Annotated in this window: 21 protein-coding genes; 13 read left to right on the top strand and 8 right to left on the bottom strand. The window is 35.5% G+C overall.

Annotated features, from left to right (window positions below; all coding sequences use genetic code 11):
- The first annotated feature begins 141 nt into the window (after positions 1-141).
- The 3 genes from DFR56_RS17030 (at position 142) to DFR56_RS17020 (ending at position 2,497) form a co-directional block, all read left to right on the top strand.
- The gene (locus tag DFR56_RS17030; RefSeq protein WP_110396657.1) at positions 142-327 is read left to right on the top strand and encodes a hypothetical protein; all 186 of its coding nucleotides are present in this window, start codon (positions 142-144) and stop codon (positions 325-327) included.
- Complete coding sequence (locus DFR56_RS17025; RefSeq protein ID WP_110396656.1) at positions 328-1,320, top strand: LLM class flavin-dependent oxidoreductase; 993 nt, start codon at positions 328-330, stop codon at positions 1,318-1,320.
- Positions 1,321-1,873: 553 nt separating this feature from the next.
- Positions 1,874-2,497: an AAA family ATPase gene (locus DFR56_RS17020; RefSeq protein WP_244916562.1), complete on the top strand. Its 624-nt coding sequence runs from the start codon at positions 1,874-1,876 to the stop codon at positions 2,495-2,497.
- Positions 2,498-2,837: 340 nt separating this feature from the next.
- On the opposite strand, the gene DFR56_RS17015 is transcribed toward DFR56_RS17020, so the two are convergent.
- The gene (locus DFR56_RS17015; protein WP_110396655.1) at positions 2,838-3,794 is read right to left on the bottom strand and encodes an acetamidase/formamidase family protein; all 957 of its coding nucleotides are present in this window, start codon (positions 3,792-3,794) and stop codon (positions 2,838-2,840) included.
- 11 nt (positions 3,795-3,805) lie between these two features.
- Positions 3,806-4,867, bottom strand: coding sequence for a helix-turn-helix domain-containing protein (locus DFR56_RS17010; protein WP_110396723.1), 1,062 nt, complete (start codon positions 4,865-4,867; stop codon positions 3,806-3,808).
- Between the two features lie 711 nt (positions 4,868-5,578).
- Between DFR56_RS17010 and DFR56_RS17005 the strand changes: the two genes are divergently transcribed.
- The 3 genes from DFR56_RS17005 (at position 5,579) to DFR56_RS16995 (ending at position 7,074) form a co-directional block, all read left to right on the top strand.
- Positions 5,579-5,959 (top strand): hypothetical protein, encoded by a 381-nt coding sequence (locus DFR56_RS17005; RefSeq protein ID WP_146214314.1) that lies wholly within the window; start codon positions 5,579-5,581, stop codon positions 5,957-5,959.
- Between the two features lie 221 nt (positions 5,960-6,180).
- Positions 6,181-6,558, top strand: coding sequence for a hypothetical protein (locus DFR56_RS17000; RefSeq protein ID WP_110396653.1), 378 nt, complete (start codon positions 6,181-6,183; stop codon positions 6,556-6,558).
- Positions 6,559-6,603: 45 nt separating this feature from the next.
- Positions 6,604-7,074, top strand: coding sequence for an SgcJ/EcaC family oxidoreductase (locus tag DFR56_RS16995; RefSeq protein WP_110396652.1), 471 nt, complete (start codon positions 6,604-6,606; stop codon positions 7,072-7,074).
- Between the two features lie 58 nt (positions 7,075-7,132).
- On the opposite strand, the gene DFR56_RS16990 is transcribed toward DFR56_RS16995, so the two are convergent.
- Entirely contained in the window at positions 7,133-7,336 is a 204-nt protein-coding gene (locus tag DFR56_RS16990; protein ID WP_110396651.1) for a hypothetical protein, read from the bottom strand.
- Between the two features lie 855 nt (positions 7,337-8,191).
- On the opposite strand from DFR56_RS16990, the gene DFR56_RS16980 reads away from it, so the two are divergent.
- From DFR56_RS16980 to DFR56_RS16955, 6 genes are all read left to right on the top strand, one after another.
- Positions 8,192-9,214, top strand: coding sequence for a DUF2332 domain-containing protein (locus DFR56_RS16980; RefSeq protein WP_110396649.1), 1,023 nt, complete (start codon positions 8,192-8,194; stop codon positions 9,212-9,214).
- A gap of 86 nt (positions 9,215-9,300) precedes the next feature.
- Positions 9,301-9,969, top strand: a complete 669-nt coding sequence (locus DFR56_RS16975) for a response regulator transcription factor (RefSeq protein WP_110396648.1) — start codon at positions 9,301-9,303, stop codon at positions 9,967-9,969.
- Complete coding sequence (locus DFR56_RS16970) at positions 9,966-11,306, top strand: HAMP domain-containing sensor histidine kinase (RefSeq protein ID WP_110396647.1); 1,341 nt, start codon at positions 9,966-9,968, stop codon at positions 11,304-11,306. Before DFR56_RS16975 ends, DFR56_RS16970 begins: the two co-directional genes overlap by 4 nt.
- Before the next feature lie 187 nt (positions 11,307-11,493).
- A complete protein-coding gene (locus tag DFR56_RS16965) occupies positions 11,494-12,405 on the top strand; it encodes an ABC transporter ATP-binding protein (RefSeq protein WP_110396646.1) in 912 nt (303 codons plus the stop codon).
- Positions 12,402-13,112, top strand: a complete 711-nt coding sequence (locus DFR56_RS16960; protein ID WP_110396645.1) for an ABC transporter permease — start codon at positions 12,402-12,404, stop codon at positions 13,110-13,112. The genes DFR56_RS16965 and DFR56_RS16960 overlap by 4 nt, the downstream gene beginning before the upstream one ends.
- A complete protein-coding gene (locus DFR56_RS16955; RefSeq protein WP_242694438.1) occupies positions 13,113-13,856 on the top strand; it encodes an ABC transporter permease in 744 nt (247 codons plus the stop codon).
- An 18-nt stretch (positions 13,857-13,874) separates the two neighbouring features.
- Here DFR56_RS16955 and DFR56_RS16950 read toward each other — a convergent pair whose 3' ends face one another.
- Both DFR56_RS16950 and DFR56_RS16945 read right to left on the bottom strand, forming a co-directional pair.
- Positions 13,875-15,440, bottom strand: a complete 1,566-nt coding sequence (locus DFR56_RS16950) for a Vga family ABC-F type ribosomal protection protein (protein ID WP_110396644.1) — start codon at positions 15,438-15,440, stop codon at positions 13,875-13,877.
- A 338-nt stretch (positions 15,441-15,778) separates the two neighbouring features.
- On the bottom strand, positions 15,779-17,365 hold the full coding sequence (locus tag DFR56_RS16945) for an amidohydrolase (RefSeq protein ID WP_110396643.1): 1,587 nt from the start codon (positions 17,363-17,365) through the stop codon (positions 15,779-15,781).
- A gap of 372 nt (positions 17,366-17,737) precedes the next feature.
- Here DFR56_RS16945 and DFR56_RS16940 point away from each other — a divergent pair, with 372 nt between their 5' ends.
- Entirely contained in the window at positions 17,738-19,429 is a 1,692-nt protein-coding gene (locus tag DFR56_RS16940) for a methyl-accepting chemotaxis protein (RefSeq protein ID WP_110396642.1), read from the top strand.
- 37 nt (positions 19,430-19,466) lie between these two features.
- On the opposite strand, the gene DFR56_RS16935 is transcribed toward DFR56_RS16940, so the two are convergent.
- From DFR56_RS16935 to DFR56_RS16925, 3 genes are read right to left on the bottom strand one after another with little or no spacing between them, the layout of a single operon-like run.
- Positions 19,467-20,504 (bottom strand): TolB-like translocation protein, encoded by a 1,038-nt coding sequence (locus DFR56_RS16935; RefSeq protein WP_110396641.1) that lies wholly within the window; start codon positions 20,502-20,504, stop codon positions 19,467-19,469.
- 25 nt (positions 20,505-20,529) lie between these two features.
- A complete protein-coding gene (locus tag DFR56_RS16930; protein WP_110396640.1) occupies positions 20,530-21,393 on the bottom strand; it encodes a permease prefix domain 1-containing protein in 864 nt (287 codons plus the stop codon).
- Positions 21,390-21,713, bottom strand: a complete 324-nt coding sequence (locus tag DFR56_RS16925) for a PadR family transcriptional regulator (protein WP_110396639.1) — start codon at positions 21,711-21,713, stop codon at positions 21,390-21,392. Before DFR56_RS16925 ends, DFR56_RS16930 begins: the two co-directional genes overlap by 4 nt.
- Between the last annotated feature and the right edge of the window lie 24 nt (positions 21,714-21,737).

The raw sequence follows: 21,737 nt of genomic DNA, 5'->3' as shown, positions 1-21,737 counted from the left end.
GACACTTATTATCTATTACGGAATAATTAGATTCAAATTGTTCCGTAATAGATTGTAATCGAATTACGAACTGAAAGTACATGGAGAAATAGAAGTTATTCAAAACACTTGGCAAAAATGTCATGAGGAGGTAAGCACTCATTGAATAATTGGGCTTATGTTTTATATGCAGTGATTTTAGCAATTGTTTCGATTATTACAAAAGAAATTGTCACATTTATTATGCTCGGTTTTATTCTCATTAGTTTACAAAACATACATAAAACATTAAAGGATATAGTAAAAGCAAAACAGGAGAATGAGATTTTTATAGAAGAAGGTGAATAGATGAGATTAAGTGTATTAGATCAGGCACCGGTCACAAAAGGCAATACAGCAGAATCAGCATTAAAAAAGGCAGAAGAGTTAGCGATTCTTGCAGATAAATTAGGTTATGCACGTATGTGGATGGCGGAACATCATGGGACAAAAGCGTTTGCCAGTTCCGCACCAGAAGTAACTGCTGCACATTTAGCTGCTAAAACGAATAATATTCGGATTGGCACAGGTGGGGTGATGATGATGCATTATTCACCACTAAAGTTAGCAGAAGTATTTAAAACTCTTAGCGCATTATCTCCCGGACGAATTGATTTCGGTGTTGGACGGGCACCGGGTGGAGATAATTATTCCATCTATGCTTTATCGGAAGGTCAGCAACCAATGCTACATAATCTGTATGAGAAGTTCGATACTACTTTAAAGCTTTTAAATGATGAAGTGCCGGAAGACAGATTATATGATAAAACAATTGCGACCCCATCAAACGTCGTCTTACCGGGAGCGTGGATGTTAGGTTCAAGTGGTACAAGTGCTATCCAGGCGGGACGAATGGGTGTCGGTTATTCATTTGCTCAATTTTTTAATGGGGATTTATCTAAGGAAATCTTAGATGCTTATAAGGAACATTTTGAGTCATCATCTTTTATGGAGGAACCTGAAGCGATTGTGACATATATGGTGACCACAGCGGAAACGAAGGAAGAAGCAGAATTTGAAGCTCGTCCCCAAGATATTGCAAGGCTCATGTTAAGAAGAGGAAGAATGATGCAAGCTTTAACACCAGAAGAAGCACAAGATTATCAACTAACAGAATTAGATCGTATGGAAATTGCAGAAAACCGACGACTACATCTAGTTGGTTCGGCAAAAGAAATTGCGCTTTTACTACAAGAGGAAAAAGAGAAGTACGGATTTGATGAAGCGATGATTTGTAGTATCCCACACTCACAAGAAAAGCGGTTAGAAGTATATCGGCTTTTGGCACGTGAACTTTTCTAACAACGTACGGTCGATAGATTTGAAAACATGATTAGTATCGTATAGTAATGCATTCATGGGTAGTGGTCCACTCCCTTTTACAGATTAAATAAATGAGGATAGTTAGTTTAATATAATGGCTAATATCCTCTTTTTTATGCATAGTAAAGTTATATAATAGAGGTTGTTCAAAAAGTCCGGTAAAAATGACACTTCGCATTTCTTTGTTGGCTTGCTTTTCCGCTACTCTCGTATTAAAATGCATACGTTCCGTTCCTTGGAAAAGAAGACCATTTTTCCGGCGTGCTAAAACATTTGCTTAAAGCTACGCCGCCTCGAACTGCTCAATCCTTTTTATCCTCCTTTTTGAACACGCACTAATATACTTTTATATTTTAGTCTAATATGTTAAGTTTATGATTCTATTATTTTAAGGAGCTTAATATGAAAGTACAGGAAGAGTGGCTTATACAGAGGTATATAGAAAATGTTAGGAATTGAGAATGGCATTCTTCGGATTGACTATTCTTTCAGCTAACGGGTCATGTTGTTTAGTAAAGGAAGGAATTTTCGAATGAAAAAAATGCAGAGGTTCAGTAATCTCTTCAAGGCAAAAAATGAAGGAGAATTCAAAATGGAAGATCGTAATTTATTGAGAGATGACTATATCATTATTACCGGCGGACCTGGCTCCGGTAAAACAACCCTATTGGATGAATTAGGGAAAAATAATCATGAGTACGTTCCTGAGGTCGCAAGGGAAATTATTAAAGCACAGATTTCTTCCAATGGCGATGCCCTGCCTTGGGGGAATGTAACAAAATATCGTGATCTAATGTTAGATAAATCCATAGAAAGTTATCTTTCAGCATTGACGAACCCTTCAAGCCAGCCTCTATTTTTTGATCGGGGTATTCCAGATACTCTTACCTATACACATTTAATAAACATTCCTCTCTCGGAAAAACTAGAATCTGCCGTCAAAAGCTACAGATATAACAAAAAGGTTTTTATTTTACCCCCTTGGAAGGACATATACAAAACTGATGGTGAGAGAAAACAAGATTTTGAAGAGGCCGTCGCAACTTATAAGATCATGTTTAGGACTTACGAGCAACTTGATTATGAACTTATTGAAGTACCTAAAATAGGAATTAAACATAGAGCAAGCTTTATACTTAAGAATGTTATACTTTGAGAGCCTTTTCAAAATTAATTCTAATTTCGCAAACGTGAGCGATTATTGAGCAACACAGATAGAAAATGATCAAATTCTTGATGACTTTTTACGATTTAGGCCTTGATAATAAAAGAAGGGATGATGCAAATAACAGTGTTTCAAACATTAGTGCTTTGGCTAGAATAAAGTGAGAGGAGATTAGGGTGGATAACGTATAAAGGAAGAATTTATTGTTTTATGACTTGTGATAAAAATACCGAGTGGCAATCAATTGAATTTCTCCCATATAAATAACATGATTTTCTACTAATAAAACAAAAGGCGAAAGCGCTTTTCCAAAAAGGGCGCTTTCACCATCTTATCTTAGGGCACCAAAGGGAAGGAATGCATGAACTCCCTTTGAAGTATTTACAATTTGAGTAATTCGTAAGTCAACGACCATAGAAGCATATGCATAAGCTTCTGATCGAGAAATGTTGTATAAGTATGATATAAATTGGAGCATATCATCCAATGCCATCCACATCGCTTCTTCAAGATTCTCATGAAATGCCATTGTAATCCATCCACTTTTTGTTTTAGCTCTAGGTCTCTGGATTGGAAAATCGTCTAGGACGGTAAAAGTTAAACTAACTTTTTCCATAGGACATTCTAATGCGGGGCCGCTAACTTCCCCATCTCCCTGCACAGCATGCCCATCTCCGGTAGAAAACAGTCCGCCCTCTACCTCAATCGGTAAAAATAGGGTACTTCCAGCTTGTAACTCTTTACAATCAATATTTCCTCCCGTCTCTCTAGGTGAAATAGTCGTATGTTGTCCCGGTATAGAGGGGGGCATTCCCATAATTCCCATGAAAGGATTTAGCTTTACAGTGAAATCAAAGTTTCCAAATTGACTTTTTCCAATCATTCGATTGATATCTAATTCAAAATCCAATATCACTTCTTTTTCTTCGACCATACCTAATTTTGCATTCCAATAGCTCGAAAATCCCCCAGCGGAAGTCCATCCCCATGAGCCAGGTATAATTTCATTAATCTTAATTTCTAAAGTTTGACCTGGCTTTGCATCCCTAATATAGACAGGACCGATTAATGCATGGCCAAATTGTTTAGACCTCCGGTGAGGTTGAACATTGCCGAATCTTTTTTTAGGTTCCCCTAAAGCTTTGCGCTTCCCGACACCCCATGCACTATCGAGGGTTTCAAAATAAACTGTATCTCCCGAATCTATTTCCAATGCGGGTTCTAAATCTTTACTAAAGAAGCCATGCAATGACTTTGCACTCGGGTTTAATAGGTGGATTTTTGCCATAAGGGAAGACCTCATTCCAAATGATCGGATTGTAAATTCCCAATAAACTCTAGTTCTGATACATCTTTAGAATCTACAGCACCATTCATAATCTCTTTTACATCATTCAAAGTATCTTGCAGGCTAACAGCTTGGCCTAACTTTTTTGTAAAGGGCTCGGCAATATAAAAAGCCTGAGTTAAATATGCTTCAAGTTTCTCGCCTCTTCGATATGTTTGTAACGCAGAAGTCGGAATTCGTTCAATCCCGCTAACATTCACCAATGAACGGAGTTCCCGATAACGACGAAGAATTTTTAGGGCTTTTTGTTGAATAGTAAAGTGTTCCTGATCTAAATGGGCTCCTTCAAGAACAGATGATGTTGAGCTTAAAGGATTAACGGCTGGATAGCGGTGTCTTGCAACAAGATCAGCATCGAATTGCCATAAGGTTTCGAGTGGTCCATAAGGTAAATCTTCATCAACAACTTCGCCAGTCAAATCAACAAGAAAGGTTGTAACAGAATGAATTCCAACCCCTTGAAGATTCTCCTGTAATTGTTGGATTCGTCCTGTTATCACATGGGATCTGTCTGCAATGAACATAATATCTTGGTCTCCCCCGATATTCGCAATACGCTCATATGTGTCATCAATAGTGTTTGTAATGATTTCTACATTTTCAACAAGATCATTTAATCCTTGATGTTCACCTTCAGGCATTAAAAGAATCGTTTTATACACTTCCTTCTTAAAACGATAGAATAATTCTGCCAATACTACGAGCTGCCCCATTCCAGTACGTGCAACCAAACCGACAGTACCTCCTTTTGCTAAAGGAGCAAATAAATCTAACGTTTTGATTTTGGTTTCTATCATTTCGATTTTCTCCCCTCTAATAATTAGATCATCCAAACTGCAATCGGCTAATGATGCAAGTGCAACTAAAGTTCGAACCTCAGCCCTGCCAACAGATATTTTTCCCGTGCATAGATTAGAAACAGTGGCTGGTCGCAAGCCAACTTGGCGTGCTGCACTGGTTAGATTCGGTACTTTCCTACGTAATAAACTAACATTTAATCTTAAGTCATCCACTTTTTTCATCACTTACCTCCTTTACTCTATATAGTAAACTAAATTACGTTGTGTAGCAACATAAAATTACTCTTAAATTTAAATAGGTTACTCTATAAGGTGAAAATGATGAAAGGCTAGTCATTCTCAAAGAAGAGGTGCGTCAATCTAAGAAAGGATTGATCCTTTTTTTCATTGAATTTATTGTGTTAACGAATCAGATTGCCTCATGAAGTTAATGGATTTTTGGTGAAATTTATAAGGAATGAATGGTTTGATAGGGGAGTAAATGCAGGACATAAAAGAAACACCGAATAGAAAAAAGAGAGATTTAAGACCACAAGAATGAAAAGGAAATGGAATATTTATGTGTAAAATTAGGGTTTATATTTATAATGTATTCCGTCTTTTTTCACTATCAGATGCTTTAGGGAATGAACAAAAGCCTAATGTTCTACTCATAATTCAGAAAAAAATTGGCTTTTAGAATAATTCATTATAAACATACTTACAATAAAAGAACATTAGTCAAATCTCCCTTTTAAAAAAATGAGAAGGTGCTCCTTTTTGCATTTTTAATCGTGCAATTGTGAATACTTTTTGAAGGATTACTACAAAAGACCGAATAGCACTCATATATTGTTCGGCCTTTAATTTTTTACGAAAAGGAAGTGTACATGTTAAAATATGTATAAGTCAAATAGAAAGTGATTTAAAGTGGGGAGAAGCATGGTGAAAGTATGGATGGATGCTTTATTTTTAATTGTTATTGTTTATTTTGCTTTAAGGCTTGTTTCACTTTTGCTGAAAATGAAACAGAATGTTCTATTACCTGCATCAGAAAAGGAAGCAGCACAAATTCGTAATCATCCTGAAAAAATAGTAGATCTACCGAATTATTCTAACCAAAAATGTAGGTTTATTGTCCATTGGATCTATCTACTGTTTATTTTTACTATATTTATTTTGACTTTCCTTTTTGACTTTTCAAATTGGGCATTATATTGGTTATTTATCCCCTTATTTCTTTATTCCAATAATTCGTTTAATTTATTTGCAATAACAGAAGCGGGCATTCTTACTGGAACTAGATTTGCCTCGTGGAAAAAATAAAATCTTACTGCTTCGTACCAATCGATTTAAACCATAAATATTATGGTTTCTCGAAAGAAGCGAATAGCGGGTATGAATTGCAGATTAAAACAATAGGGTTTCCAATTAGCGTCGTTATTACTTCAGAAGAGATGAAATAAAAATTGGAAAAGGTAATGATAGTGCGTGTTCAAAAAGGTCGATAAAAAGGATCGAGAAGAGATGAAAGGAGGGAACGCAACTTGAAACGAACAACGGAAATAGTATTAGGAGTTACTGCGCTATTATTTCAACTTCTCGTTATTATTCTTCTAATTCCAACATTACTTTTTTTAAGCTTCAAATTTCCAGAATTTTTGTCATCAAAATTTAATGCGCCATTTGCATGGGGGGTAGTTGCAGTTCATATAACAGGCTTCCTATCAGGTGTTGTTGCTTTAGTTATGTTAAAAAATACTCCTCAAAAAGCAGGAATTACTTTACTTATAACGGGCATTTTCATGTTTTTCTTAACTTTAGGAGCTACATTTATTCAAACTGTTTTATTCGTTATTGCTGGAAGTATGTGTATAGTTAGACGACCTACCGAAACAAAAAATGACCGTATTAACTCAATGTAAAATTAATAGAATCAAACAGTTATTAGAACGAAAGGATGAAAAAATATGGTAAAAGAAGAAGTTAAAAGAGAAGTAGAATTGCTATACATACGGTTGATCAACGCATGGAATAAACGTGAAGCTAATAGAATGGCAACTTTATTTCGGAAAGAAGGAGAACTTATTGGCTTTGATGGCAGTCAAATAATTGGTAAAGAAGAGATTTTCTCTCATCTTGCTCCGATTTTTAATGATCATCCTACACCGCCTTTTATTGTAAAAGTGAAGAGTGTGCATGTGCTTAGCCCAGTAATTGCAATGTTAAGAGCAATTGGTGGAATGTTACCATCTGGACAAACCGAGATTAATCCTGATCTTAATACACACCATACACTTGTTGCGCTAAAAGAAGAAGATCAGTGGCAAATTCAATTATTTCAAAATACTCCTGCACAGTTTCATGGAAGACCTGAATTAGTTGAGCAAATGACAGCTGAGCTGAGTGAGCAATTGAAAAAAAATAAAAAAAGCTTGTAGCATGAAAAAACTTCCTGCCACAAGCTTTACATTTATATGCTATTTATTTGAAAAAGTTTTAATATCCATAATCCCAGTCAATTGCTTCTTCATGCCAAACTACTGAAAAAATCGGATCAAATTCAACTTCTTTGTCGCCAATAGTGCAATGCGGATGTGCTAAATCTTCTTCATTTGCTAACTCTTCGTACACTGAATGATCCACATTTTCCAAAACTGTTACTGATTGATCTTCGTTAATTAATAACGCTGTACCTTTCATTTTTCATACACCCTTCGAAGAATTATTTTGTACGATCTTTCGTACTATCTATAGTATAGATGAACAGGTTTGTAAATAACATTAATTGTGAAACGTTTCACAAACTGTTCAAAATTTGAGTTGCCAGATTTGTAACAATTAGATCGGAGAAGCAATTTTATCCTTCCATATTTCCGTTAAAAATCCGAACAACGGAGAACAGTTATTGTTTTTCACTCTAGATGAATGCTTTTTAGCGTGCGTGGTTAACCTTCGTCAGGCTAAACTTCTTGTCTTATCTGTTCTTTTCCTCTCGCGATGCGCAATGTTTATTGCACCGAGTCAGCACAGGTACACAGGTACACAGCCCCAAAGGTCTTGACGGGACGAGCATTTAGCGCATTCCCAAAGGTTTTGATGAGAGAGCATTTAGCGCAGCCCCGAAGCTTTTGATGAGACGAGCATTTAGCGCATTCCCAAAGGTCTTGACGGGACGAGCATTTAGCACAGCCCCAAAGGTCTTGATGGGACGAGCATTTAGCGCATTCCCAAAGGTCTTCGATGGGTCGAGCGAATGCGCAGTCCCAGGAAATACTAGTGCCGGGCGTTGGTCACTAAATTTTACGGTGGGACAACATTTAGTACAATCCTTGGACGTGACCGTTTTTGATCGACTAGGAGTCAACCACCTAGAATGGAAACGTTAGGTGTTAATTACAATGCACGAATAATAAGGTTTCTTCAATGAGTCATGTTCGGATTTATCCTTGGAATTAGTGTGTATGAAATTGATTCAGGAAGATGGTAGCTAATGATGTGATTGTATATTTTTACAAATTTGTTAAGATAATTATATATGAAAGGGGAGAATTTGAAATGAACATTCATAAGCTTTCCGAACGTTTTTATCATTTTGCAGATGAATGTAAAGGTTCGAGTGAATTGTATGAGTTTTTATCTTTGCAAATTGCAAAGGATGAGGAGGTTCTTCGTTTAAGTTCGTATGCACAAACAGGTCAACCAATTCCGAATCTATTATTCGGTGCTGTTCACTATTTATTGCTTCAAGGGAAAAAGCATATTTTAAGAGAATATTATAGTAGCTTAGTAGATCATCCTCGACCAATAGAAACGATTTTTACCCCGTTTAAAGATTTTTGCCAAACATATGATAAAGAAATAATCAAAATCCTCCAAACAAAATTAGTGCAAACGAATGAGGTAAGAAGGTGTGCCTATCTTTATCCTGCATTTTGCTATATGTATGAAAAAGTTAAAAGGCCGTTAGCGTTAATTGAAATAGGGACAAGTGCCGGATTACAATTACTTTTTGATAAATACAGTTATTCATATGGCGATAAAAATGTATACGGCAATGTAAATTCTACATTACATATTACTTCTCGGATCATAACACAACAGTCACCACGATTTCATCAAACAGCCCCACCTGTAACGGATCGGATCGGATTTGATTTACATGTGAATAATGTAAAAGATGCGGAAGATTATCTTTGGTTAAAAGCATTAATTTGGCCAAATCATCAAGAACGAAGAGAATTGTTTGAAAAGGCAGCTACATATGTGAAGGAAAACCAGCTTCAATTAATTGAAGGAGATGGAATAACATTACTCCCAAACGTGGTGGAGAAAATTTCTGAAGCGTCCGTTATTTGTATTTTTCATACACATGTGGCTAATCAGATCCCCAAAGACGCAAAATTAAAGTTAGTACATATGATTAAAAAAATCGGTATGAATCGGGATGTTTTTCACCTTTATAATAATATGTTTGATGGGAAACTTCATCTCGATTGTTTTATAAATGGAAGAGAAGCAAAAAAAACAATTGGAAAAACAGATGGACATGGAAGATGGTTTGAATGGAAGTTCGTTTAAATTTCGTTTAAATTTAGCGCACGAGACAGTTGAATAAACGAACATATGCTAAGATATATAGTAGTAATATATCTTGGAGGAAACCAATGGTTCATATTTTATATATAGAAGATGAAAAAGAAATCGGAAACTGGGTGAAGGAAGAACTTATTGAAAAAGGATACAAAGTGACCTGGCTTTTATCTGGTGAAGGGGTAGAGAAATATTTATCTATGGCGGATATCGTCATTCTTGATGTAATGTTGCCGGGGCTTGATGGTTTTTCCATTGGGAAACGAATAAAAAATGAATATCAAAAACTACCAATTCTTATGCTTTCCGCAAGAACAGCGGTAGAAGATAAAATTGAAGGGCTCGGTTTTGCAGATGACTATGTGACAAAACCATTTCATCCGAAAGAACTCATTGCTCGTGTGGAAGTATTATTGCGCAGGTTTAATAAAAAAGATCAAATTATCGAGTTACAGCATTTAACGATTGATCCGCAAGACTTTCAAATTGTCAATCGAGAAACAAGGGAAGAAATTCTGTTGACTGGCAAACAATATGCCATTTTTCAATATTTATTTAGACATGCAAATCAAATATTGACGAAAGAACAAATATATGAAAGTGTATGGGAAGAAGTGTATATTGAGAACGATAAGACGTTAATGGTTCATATTCGTTACTTACGAGAAAAACTAGAAAAGGACCCAGCAAATCCAACTATTATTGAGACGATTCGCGGAATTGGGTATCGGTTAAAAGAATGAAGTTTTTTAGGTCATTACTAGCAAAATATATGTTAATCATTATTACTGCATTATTTCTTTTTCAATTTATTATCTTCTTAACAGCTACATTATTGTTTAATACAGGAATGGCAAAGGAAAGAAATGAAAACTTCATGCCTACTGTTATTGAAGACAAATGGCATGAACAGGCGAGTAATTTAGAAAATGATCAGAAAAAGATTAATGACTTTTTTGCAAGATGGAAAGAGCAATATCCCGACAGTTCGATGTTTTGGATAAATGAAAAAGGAACATTACAATTACAACTTGATCTGGAAGAAAATGTTCCATCCAATTGGACAGCAACAACGACGGCAAGATTTATAAAAGAACGATATGATAGTGATCCGTTTACTGTTATTGCATTTGTCGGAAAAGAGGAAAAGGAAGGTTTTGTCGTTTTTGAGATCCCAAGAGATAAGCTGAATAAAGAGTTTTATGAAGAATATGGGGATCTTCTTTTAGGTATTGGTGTTATCATTTTGATTTTATTTATCGCTATCTCCTTTTTATTCTTTAGAAGTATACAAAAAAGGTTAATTTATGTACAGGAAGCGATGGAGATTCGTGATACTGATCATCTTCCTGTTCAAATAGATGTAAAAAAGCAAGATGAGATTGGTCAACTAGAATTAACCTTTAACAAAATGGTGGACGAACTTAAAAAGAGTAAAAGGCGTGAACAAGAGGAAGAGCAATTACGGAGAAAGTTAATTGCTAATTTATCACACGACTTACGAACACCATTAACGAAATTACAAGCTAATTTGTCTATCCTTCAAAACGAAGATCAAACCGAAGTAGGTAGACAAATTATTCAAGTGATGGAAGATTCAATTCAAAGTGTGGACGGATTGATGGATAATCTAATTTCCTATACATTATTAACGGCTAGTAAATATAAATATTCCCCAGAGAAAGTGGATATGATTCGATTTTTACGGACCTCTCTTGCATCTTGGTACCCGCTTTTTGAACAGGAACAATTTGAAGTAGACATACAATTAGATTCAGTTAAAATAGGTGAGTGGTATGTTGATCCATTATGGATGGAGCGAATTTTAGATAATCTATTTCAAAATGTGTTGCGTCATGCAAAATCCGGAAGATATATCGGAGTGCGAATAGATACGACTTCAACATATGAGGTAATTGTTATGACTGATCACGGAAAAGGGATGAAACATGATTCCGATGAAAAAGGGGCCGGGATTGGTTTATCCATAGTCGACGTGATGATTCGTGGTTTGGATTTAGAGTGGGAACTAGCATCTACTGAGAATGGAACAACCATTCAAATAAAAAAACACATCTAAAGATTATTTTAGATGTGTTTTTTCTATGATGCATCATCTTGATCATGGTTTGCGGAGGTGAAAAAATTGAAACACTGCATCTTACATAGCCGCTAAATTTTTAACTATCATATTTTAAACCATTTTTAACCTTCATCATTCCTTACTTTTAACCTTCACATCTTATCATGAATAATGAGGTGAGAAAATGGAATATATTGTGGAAACGAAAAAACTAACGAAACGATTTGGAAGGGAATATGCAGTGGAAGATCTTCATTTGAAAATACCTAAAGGGGAAATATACGGATTTTTAGGACCTAATGGTGCGGGGAAAACGACGACAATCCGAATGCTACTTGGTTTAATGAAGCCTACAGCCGGCAGTGCAACAATTTTTAAGAAAGACGTACAAAAAGAAAAAATAGATGTTTTACGTAAAGTAGGTTCATTAGTGGAAAATCCATCCTATTATCCACATTTAACAGCTAATGAAAATTTGGAAGCATTAAGGAAAATATTGAATGTTCCAAAGAAGAGGATAAGTGAGGTACTAGAGATAGTCCGGTTAACAGAGGTGGCAAATAAAAGGGTGAAAGGATTTTCCCTCGGAATGAAACAACGATTAGGAATTGCTGCATCTTTATTGCATGAGCCGAAGTTGTTAATTTTAGACGAACCAACCAATGGACTTGATCCATCTGGTATTATTGAAATGCGTCATTTAATTAAACGATTGCCAACTGAATATCAAATGACTGTTTTAATATCTAGTCATTTACTGTCAGAAATTGACCAAATGGCGACATGTGTTGGGATCATTTCGAAAGGAAAATTAATTTTTCAAGATTCTATTGAGGCGATGCGCAAACTTGCTAAGCAAAAAATAGTATTAAAAGTAAATAACCATGAAAATGCTTGGCGTGCTCTATTAGCGAAAGGGATCAAAGCAGAAAATAATCAGGATGCCATTTTTCTTCATGAAGAATCGGATGACGGGGTTGCTGAGGCAGTTCAAACACTTGTAGCTGAGGGATATGCTGTTTACCGAGTGGAGGAAGAAAAACGATCATTGGAAGATATTTTCCTTCAAATGACTTCGGAGGGAAATTTAAAATGATCGGGAAATTAATAATGGCTGATTTTTTAAAAATGAAACGAAAAGGGTTTTGGTTCTTAGCTTTTTTAGGCCCATTTGGTGTGATTGCCTTGCAAATGGTGAACTATGGCGTGCGAAAAGAGTATTTACTTACTCAAAGTGAAGATGATTGGGGCTATTATTTATTAAATGTAAACTCGTTTACCCCACTAGCAATTGTTCTTGGGATCGCTATCGTAACATCTGCCATTGCAAGTGTGGAAAATGAAACAAATGCTTGGAAACAGTTATTAGCATTACCTATCTCCAAAAAAACGGTATTCTTATCAAAATTTATGGTGCTTGCTTTTTTATTATTAGTTTCGTCGGCTTTACTTTCAATATTTACTCTCGGCTATGGCATGTATCTTAATTTTGATCAAGAAATTCCGTATTCTGATATTATTATTTTCAGCTTTTATCCATATTTTGCAGCTTTGCCAATTTTAGCATTGCAGTTATGGATAGCAACAGTAAGTAATAATCAAGGAATTCCAATCACTACTGGTATTTTAGGGACTATTATAACGTACTCATCTGCTAGTTTACCAGATTGGCTAATTTGGAAATGGCCTGCAGTCATGCTCGAGTGGGAGGAACCGATACGTATCGTCATGCTTGGTTTTGGATTTGGCTTTCTACTCTTTATAGTAGGGATGATCGATTTTGTTAGAAGGGATGTGAAGTAATTGTTTTTGTCCATTTTGCAATCAGAATGGTTTAAATTACGAAAATCTAAAATTAGTGCTATTATTTTAGCTGCCCCAATACTAACCTTTTTAATGGGGTTAACGATGGATGGGTTTGAATTTATTGGGGATGATGAAGTAAATGACTGGTTACTTTTCTTTTTGTTTTCAAATTTAACTTATTCATTGCTATTTTTACCGTTAATTAGTGGAGTATTTGCAAGTCTTGTTTGCCGCTATGAACATCAAGCAGGGGGATGGAAACAGTTATTAACCTTGCCTGTGACAAGGGGAAAGGTCTTTATGGCAAAATATACGTTACTATTGTTACTTGTTTTTGTCATTCAAATGTTATATGTTGTAGCGATTTTCTCGGTCGGAACGATGAAAGGATATACAGACGCCTTCCCAATGGCCATTATTTGGAAAAGTGTTTTCGGGGGCTGGGTTGCTGCGTTTCCGTTAGTCGCTTTACAACTATGGATGTCCATGATTTGGAAAACTTTTGCCTTACCACTCGCAGTTAATGTCTTTTTTACTTTACCAACTATTTTGGCAGTGAACTCAGAAACATATGGTCCATATTATCCTTGGGCACAGCCTTTTTTAATGATGTATTCCGTAGAAGAAAGTATGGATAGTGTATTTTATGTCCCATGGGATCAGGTTCTACTCGTTGTTGGTGGAAGTTTTATTCTATTCTTTTTTGGTGGGATGATCTATTTTAGTAGAAAAGCGATTTAATAAAGAAAAAAGGGCATATCAACCCTTTTTTCCTTCTAATTCATTTTTTTGTTTTAGAAGCTTTTGAAACTCCTTCTCCAAAGCTTCTGTTGGATCAATACTCAATCTACTTAGCACTTCCGTTAACTTTGTTTTCAGCACTAGTAAGTCATCTTCTTGTAAATCCGGTGCTTCGGATTTATATGCATCGTATGAACCATCAAAAATAGAAATTTTCCCATTTTCCATCGTAAAGATTCGATTGGCAATTCCTTCGATGAAGCGGCGGTCATGAGAGACGAGTATCACCGTGCCTTCATATTCACTTAGTAATGTTTCCAATGCTTCTACCGCTTCAATATCGAGAAAATTAGTCGGTTCATCTAAAAATAACGTGTTTACATCGCTAACAAATAACTTAGCAATGGCAACTTTTACTCTTTCACCACCACTTAAAACAGCAACTTTTTTATACACATCATCATGAAAAAATCGAAGCCTTGCTAATACAGTACGAATTAGTGTTTCATTGTGATTGGAGCTTGAACGTACATTCTCTAAAATCGACTTATCTGTATGAAGCACATCTAAATTTTGACTAAAATAACCAAGCTTTACGGCGGGAGAAATAGTAATTCCTTCTTCTTCATTCAATATTTTTTTCAAAAAAGTCGTTTTTCCAGCGCCATTGTTACCAATCAAAGCGATTTTATCGCCAGCATAGATATCCATATGATCAGTCTTCCAGAGCAATTGATCATTTATATGAGCGACTACTTCATGTAAACGAAGGATAATACGTCCTCTTAGTAGGTCTTTATTTGGTAAATCCATTTTGATAGGTGGTAGGTCTTTTATCTTTTCCACTTTTTCTAATCTTTCTAAGCGAGATTCAATTGCTTTTGCTGTTTGCTGAAGTTTTTTTTGTTTTTTAGCGAAATATGGTTTTGCACCAGTAATTTTCGCTTCTGATTGGCTAACATTTTTAGGTTTTTTCGTTGCTCGCTGTGCTTTTTGTTCTTTCAATACTAATGCTTTTTCAAGTTGTTTTTTCTTCGTTTTATACTGTTCATAGGCGTTTTCATGTTGCTTACGCTCCAGTTCTTTTTGAGCTAAATAACTAGAATAATTTCCGTTAAAAATAGTTACTTTACCATGATCTAATTCCCAAATGGTGGTACAGAGCTTATCTAAAAAAGCCCGATCATGAGATACGATAACATATGCACCTTCCCATCTTTTTAACTGTTTTTCTAGTTTTTCAATATTTTCTGTATCAAGATTTGTTGTTGGCTCATCTGCCAGTAAAATATCTGGTTTTAAAGAAAGGTAATAATTAATATACTCTTGTGTCACTTCACCACCACTTTTCGTTGCCTTCGCCTTTTTTAGTTGAGGTAATAGTTCACATTTTGCAGCGGAATTTATCACACCTTTCATTGCAATTCTTTTTTTAGCTAAAACTTCTAATAATGTTGTCTTTCCAGTTCCATTACGTCCAATTAAACCGATTCTGTCATTTGATTGAATCGTTAATTGTTCAATCTCGAATAGAGTCCGATTTTTTATCATCATTTGTACGTCGTTTGCTTCAAGTAAAATCAATAAAATCCTCTCCTTTACCAATAATATGCTGGAGTAAGGAGACAAAAATGCCTCCTATCCAATTTCAGAATAGGAGGCATGGGTAAACAAAAAAAGAGAGAGACTACTCCCTTTCTATGCTCGCAAAAGAAATACCAATCCTATTCTGAAAAGACCGAAGTAAAAAGGCATACGAAAACAAAACAGGTTTCTGCTTTATTCGTGGTATGACTCAAAAACATCCTTTACTTGGTTTATTCAAAAAATAGGATTAGTTATCCATTCGATTGGTTCACCCTTTACGTATTTGTTAATGCAATTATAAAGAAAAATCCACTTTTTGTCTAGAAAAGAAATAATTATTCTTTAGTTCTATCAAAAACAATCCGCCCTGCAACAACCGTTTTTACCGCATTTGCCTTCACCATATCTTCTGGAGTTCCAGCAAATAAGTCACGATCAAATATGGAAAAGTCGGCATCATACCCCATTTTTATCATACCCCGTTCATGCTCTTTACAAATCGCTTCTGCACTGCCAATTGTATACATTCGAATTGCTTCAAAACGAGTCAATTTTTGTTCATGTATGTAACCATCATGTTTTTCTCCCGGTCGTTTCCGTTCTATAGCTGCATAAATAGTTAAAAGTGGATTAATATCTTCAATCGGTGCATCTGTTCCTGCCGCACACATAATGCCCTGATCGAGTAGTGTTTTCCATGCATATGAATAGTTTAGTCGACTCTTGCCAAGGCGATCCTTCACCCATGGAAAATCGGATGAAACAAAAGCTGGTTGTACATCGACGACGATTGGTAAATGACTCATCCTTTCGATCAAATCTTTACGTAAAACACAGCAATGGATAAGGCGATCACGTTTTTCATTAACAACAGGGTATTTTTCAATGACATTTAATACTAATTCAGCTGCTGCATCTCCAATAATATGTACGGCGATAGCTTCATTATGTTCGCGAGCAACTTTCACGATCTGTTCAAATTCTTTATCAGTATGAATGAACAAACCTTTATTAGTCGGTTGATCTTTATAAGGTTCTGATAATGCGGCTGTTGCACCACCTAATGCTCCGTCAACGAAAATTTTCATCGCCCCTGCTTCGATAAAAGGTTCAGCAAACTTAGCACTTTCTTGCATCATCTCCTCAAACACTGCATGATGACGTAATAAGTGAACCTTGAAATGTTGTTTTTCGCTAATGACTCGATGAAAAGCGGTTAGGGGGTTCATATAATGACCAAAATAATGTAAATCTTCTGTATGTCCACCCGTTAGTCCATACGATAACAGATCATCGATGGCTAGATGTAATAGTTCGGTTAACGATTCAATATATGCTTCTCCTTCTTTTGGGATTGCATCAGTGACAAGATTCATTGCTTGATCAAATAAAAGACCGTTCAACTTACCATTTTTATCACGACCTATTTCACCACCAGCTGGGGATAAACTAGATTCACTAATATTGCCAGCTGCAAATGCGGTAGAATTTCCTAATGCGACATGGTGACATACACGCGTTAATAATACCGGCTCTTTGCGAATCGAATCTAATTGATCTATGGTTGGAATTCGTTTATCGGAGAAGTTATTTTCATTCCAACCTTCACCAAATAACCATTGATCAGCAGGAGTTTTCCGAGCAGCATCTTTTACCATTGTTAACATTTCCTCAGAAGATTTAGCTTCAGATAAATTGAGCCGAGTTAATTTTTGACCTTGATAAATCATATGTAGATGACTGTCGACAAAACCTGGATACATAACGGCTCCTTTTAAGTCGATGATGTCATCTGCCTGCTTGGAAAGAAGAGCATATGAGCCTGTCTCGGCAATTTTTCCATCTTCTACAAGCACTGCTTCCACTGTTTCATGTTCTTTTTCCATCGTATAAATTGTTCCACCATACCAAAGCTGTTTCATCGATATCCCCTTTCTATGAAGCTTTACTAGTAAAAACGATCTTCTTTCATTATGCAATGTCACTTCCTATTGTGCAACCCCTTGAAAGAATGGGGACATGAATGGAGATTATTAGCTCTAGTAAGTTTTATAAACCTTTTTATAATATATTGTCGCTAAAAACATCGTGTCTAATAAAAAATAATGAAACTTTTTTAGATAAATAGGTATTTGTACCTATAACAATCTATTCATTATTCATTAAAAATGCCGATATAATAAATAAGTGCTCATAAATGATGATGAACTCATTAGCTATTTCCAGTAGTGGGATAGCTTTTTTTGTTTCATCGAAAAAGGGCATTATAAAAGCAACAGATGGGGGATAACATCATGAAAAACGTAGTAAAATTTAAGAGCATTAAAACGAAAGTATTATTTGGCTTTGGGCTTGTCATTACCCTTGTGCTAGCCTTAAGTATAGTAAATTTTATCGGTTTTAGAACAATCAACAAACAAAGTAATGACATTATTAAAGAGCAATTGCCTTTATTGTTATTGGATGAACAAAATCGTATTAATTTGGCCGAAACAAGAAACTTAATTAGAGGATATTTTTTATATGATGATCCAAACATGAAAGAACAAGTATACGACAAAATGGAAGAGGCGGATCGTTTAGAAAAGGAACAATTAAAATACTTTTCAGCAGAAGAAATGAGAGAGTATTCCGAAAAAAGAGTCGAATGGAATAAGTCACTCGAGGAAGCGATTAGTGAATATGATGCGGGGAACTTAGATAAAGCACTCGAAGTGATGCACAAGTCTAGTTCATTATCGACTGAACTTTCTGAAGAAATTAAAGAGTGGGCAGAATCTACAGAGGACGACATTCTCGCTTCAGGTGAAGAGGTAATTGAAGTAGGAAATAAAACAATGATTACAACTACCATGATTGCCGTACTCGTTATTGTTCTAGGTATCATCGCTGCTTTCGTAACATCCAGATCCATTTCTCGTCCGATTCTTGCAGTAATGAACCGAATGAATGAACTGGCAGAAGGGGATTTAAGTAAGGAACCGTTACAGGTAATGACAAGCGATGAGACAGCACAGCTTGTTACAGCAACAAACACGATGACGAAAAATAATCGTGAATTATTGAATCGAATTCACGAAGTGTCAGAAACAGTATCAAGTCAAAGTGAAGAACTGACACAAGCGGCTGGTGAAGTAAAGTCAGGAACGGAACAAGTTGCGATTACGATGGAGGAATTGGCATCTGGTGCCGAGATGCAAGCAAATAGTGCTAGTGACTTGGCGAATGTGATGGGGATGTTTTCAAGCAAGGTAGAAGAGGCAAACGAAAATGAGCATCAAATCCAAGAAAATTCAAAAAAAGTGTTAGCTATGACAGCAGAAGGAAGTAAATTAATGAGTTCGTCTTCCGAACAAATGGCAAAAATTAATGAGATTGTACAAGATTCTGTCGAGAAAATGAAAAGTTTGGATCACCAATCACAAGAAATTTCAAAACTTGTGTCCGTTATTAATGATATAGCTGAGCAAACGAATTTATTAGCATTAAATGCAGCAATTGAAGCGGCAAGAGCAGGAGAAAATGGGAGAGGTTTTGCGGTTGTAGCAGATGAGGTGCGGAAGTTAGCTGAACAAGTTGCCTTATCCGTTAATGATATCACAGGCATCGTATCGAATGTTCAAGCAGAATCAAATAGTGTGTCAGAATCGTTAAAAACAGGCTTTATGGAAGTGGAACAAGGAAAAGTACAAATTGAGACGACTGAAAAAACTTTTAATCAAATAAACGTGGAAGTAGCGGAAATGGTAGATAACATTACGAATGTTTCCGAGAGTTTGGCTGAAATTGTTGCAAACAATGAAGAAATGAACCGTTCCATTGAAGAAATAGCTTCCGTATCAGAAGAGGCGGCAGCTGGAGTAGAACAAACGGCTGCATCTACTCAACAAGCTAGTGGATCAATGGAAGAGGTAGCAGGAAGTTCGGAACAGTTAGCGACATTAGCTGAAGAATTAAATGAACTAGTAAGAAGGTTTAAATTGTAAGTGGAGAGAGAACCCTTTATCCATTCGGATTAAGGGTTCAATTATGTTCTAAAGTAATTTCTTTCACGTTAGTCCCATCGATATCCATTTTATATAAATAGTTTTCAGGATAATGACTTTTCGCGAATTGTCTATCAACGATGAAATAAACGTGTTTGCCGTCATGGGTTATAATCGGATGTGCAGCATATGATTGTAAGTCAGTTAATCTTTTTTCTTTTTTTTGCTCCCAATCGTAATAATAAAGTTCATATTGAAAGGTTCCACCTGCACTGGCATTACTAACGGATTGGAAAACCATCGCTTCTTTGTTTGGAACTAATGCGAAGTCATAAATATCGATGTCCCTATCATTGTCGCTAATGACGGAAAATTGTTCAGGTTTATCAAGTGGAATTTGGAATATTTGTTGTTTCATCTCAAATATTTCTTCTGCAGTAGCATCATCAGCTACATCGTCCATTTGAACATAGACAACATCTTCGGTAGGGGACACTTGTAATGAATTAATCGAATAGCTTGCCATTTCAGTATGTTGAATATGAATATCTTCTGAAAGATGATAACTAAAAACATCAATATCATGTGGATAAGCCCTTGCAATCGGCGAGTAATTTTCATATGTTTCGGCACTTAAATAAAATAACTTATTTTCATCTTTCGGATCAAAAGCTAGTTCGGTAATATACGTAGCTTTTTGAAATAAGTTTTTACTATCAAGTGAGCGAATATCGAGTAATTGCACAGAGCTTTCTAGTCCATCCTCTACTTCCTCATCACTAATTGAATAGGCTAATGTCGTTCCATTTGGTGAAAACGCCATATCAGTAATGATTTGATCCACATCAAGTTTTAGTGCTAATTTTTCCTCTTGTTCTGTTTTGATATAAAGTTCTGGATGTCCTTTAGAATGGGAAACATAAGCAATGACCCCATTGACTGAAACATCATAAACTTCCGTCAAACCATTTATTTTTTCGTCTTCCGTTTTATTAAATAAGATTCCAATAATGACCAAAAAGGATGTAATGAGTCCAATACTGGAAAAGATCAATATAATTATTTTCTTGTTCATACAATCGCTCCTTTAACTAAAAAAGCTAAAAAATACTGAAGTACCAAAGGAAAATTGCCAATACGATTAAAAAGGGTATTGCTGCTACTATATATGCACTTATCCGTTTTCCTTTCTCGCTAAGTTTTATTTGTGTAACATATGTGACAATCCAAATGAGCATAGGAATGAAAATATATAACATGAAAGGTTCAAACGACTCTGAAAAAATTAGGACAGCCCATAAGAAAAACAATGATGCACTAATAATAATGATGCCTAAAGTAATATTTAGAAAATGGAGTAGTTTCGTTTGTTTTTTACGTTCAAATGTAAACTGAAAATCATAAATTGTCGTACGATACACTAGGACAATTGCTATTAGGATAATAACGAGTGAAAAATACGTTAACGGGACAGAAATGGAATGATTAATATATAATGATAATAAAAATCCATATAGATAGATAAAAATATGACAGATTAGAGCTATATTTAACCATGTTTTTCGCTCCAAAAAAGGTAAAGCTTGTAATGTAAATAGTAAAAGAATAGAACTTGTTCCAACAGATAAAAGTAGCCAACCTATATGGGCATCGCCTTCTAAAAAAAGTTGAACTGAATAAACGACGAACGAAAATAACAGGGAAGACAGTGTTAACAGGAGAAATAACAATTTACGAAAGGGAAACATTGCTTGTTGCATTTGGTCACCAATATCATTCGTTTCGCCAAAAGATTTCATTGCCATTTCGTTAGCCTCCTTTTCATCGTAACCTGCTAACATAAATTGTTCGCTAGAGAGTTGAAGATGAATAATAAGTTCCTCATAAATGTCTGTTTTCTCTTCTTCGTTACCGTCTATTTGTTGAACAATTTTTTTGACGTAGTGATCGAAGACGGGGTTCAAGATAATCCCTCCGAACTTCTCCTTATTAATTCGTTCATCCATTTCCAATTTCGCTTTTTAAGTTCTAGTTCCTTCGTTCCTTCTTTCGTAATATGGTAGTATTTTCTTCTACCACTATCTGTTTCTTTCCAGTACGACTTAATCCAATCCTTTCTTTCCATTCGTTTTAATGCAGCATAGAGCGTTCCTTCACTCATTTCATACGTTTCGTCGCTTAATCTTTTTAAAATGCGTGTCATTTCATAGCCATATAAATCCCGTTGTTCAATAAGGGATAACAATAAAAGATCAATACTTCCTTTCATCATTTCTTTATCCATGTAAAACACCTCTTTCTTGTATTG

It is taken from the genome of Pseudogracilibacillus auburnensis (genome assembly GCF_003201975.1).
GTDB classification, from domain to species: Bacteria; Bacillota; Bacilli; order Bacillales; family Amphibacillaceae; genus Pseudogracilibacillus; species Pseudogracilibacillus auburnensis.
This window is presented reverse-complemented; position numbering and strand designations above follow the sequence as displayed.

Coding starts and splice junctions, on each gene's coding strand:
- DFR56_RS17025 (WP_110396656.1), top strand. CDS start 328: ATGAGATTAAGTGTATTAGATCAGGCACCGGTCACAAAAGGCAATACA.
- DFR56_RS17020 (WP_244916562.1), top strand. CDS start 1,874: ATGAAAAAAATGCAGAGGTTCAGTAATCTCTTCAAGGCAAAAAATGAA.
- DFR56_RS16990 (WP_110396651.1), bottom strand. CDS start 7,336: ATGAAAGGTACAGCGTTATTAATTAACGAAGATCAATCAGTAACAGTT.
- DFR56_RS16945 (WP_110396643.1), bottom strand. CDS start 17,365: ATGAAACAGCTTTGGTATGGTGGAACAATTTATACGATGGAAAAAGAA.
- DFR56_RS16940 (WP_110396642.1), top strand. CDS start 17,738: ATGAAAAACGTAGTAAAATTTAAGAGCATTAAAACGAAAGTATTATTT.
- DFR56_RS16935 (WP_110396641.1), bottom strand. CDS start 20,504: ATGAACAAGAAAATAATTATATTGATCTTTTCCAGTATTGGACTCATT.
- DFR56_RS16995 (WP_110396652.1), top strand. CDS start 6,604: ATGGTAAAAGAAGAAGTTAAAAGAGAAGTAGAATTGCTATACATACGG.
- DFR56_RS16960 (WP_110396645.1), top strand. CDS start 12,402: ATGATCGGGAAATTAATAATGGCTGATTTTTTAAAAATGAAACGAAAA.
- DFR56_RS16970 (WP_110396647.1), top strand. CDS start 9,966: ATGAAGTTTTTTAGGTCATTACTAGCAAAATATATGTTAATCATTATT.
- DFR56_RS16980 (WP_110396649.1), top strand. CDS start 8,192: ATGAACATTCATAAGCTTTCCGAACGTTTTTATCATTTTGCAGATGAA.
- DFR56_RS16965 (WP_110396646.1), top strand. CDS start 11,494: ATGGAATATATTGTGGAAACGAAAAAACTAACGAAACGATTTGGAAGG.
- DFR56_RS16975 (WP_110396648.1), top strand. CDS start 9,301: ATGGTTCATATTTTATATATAGAAGATGAAAAAGAAATCGGAAACTGG.
- DFR56_RS17015 (WP_110396655.1), bottom strand. CDS start 3,794: ATGGCAAAAATCCACCTATTAAACCCGAGTGCAAAGTCATTGCATGGC.
- DFR56_RS16925 (WP_110396639.1), bottom strand. CDS start 21,713: ATGGATAAAGAAATGATGAAAGGAAGTATTGATCTTTTATTGTTATCC.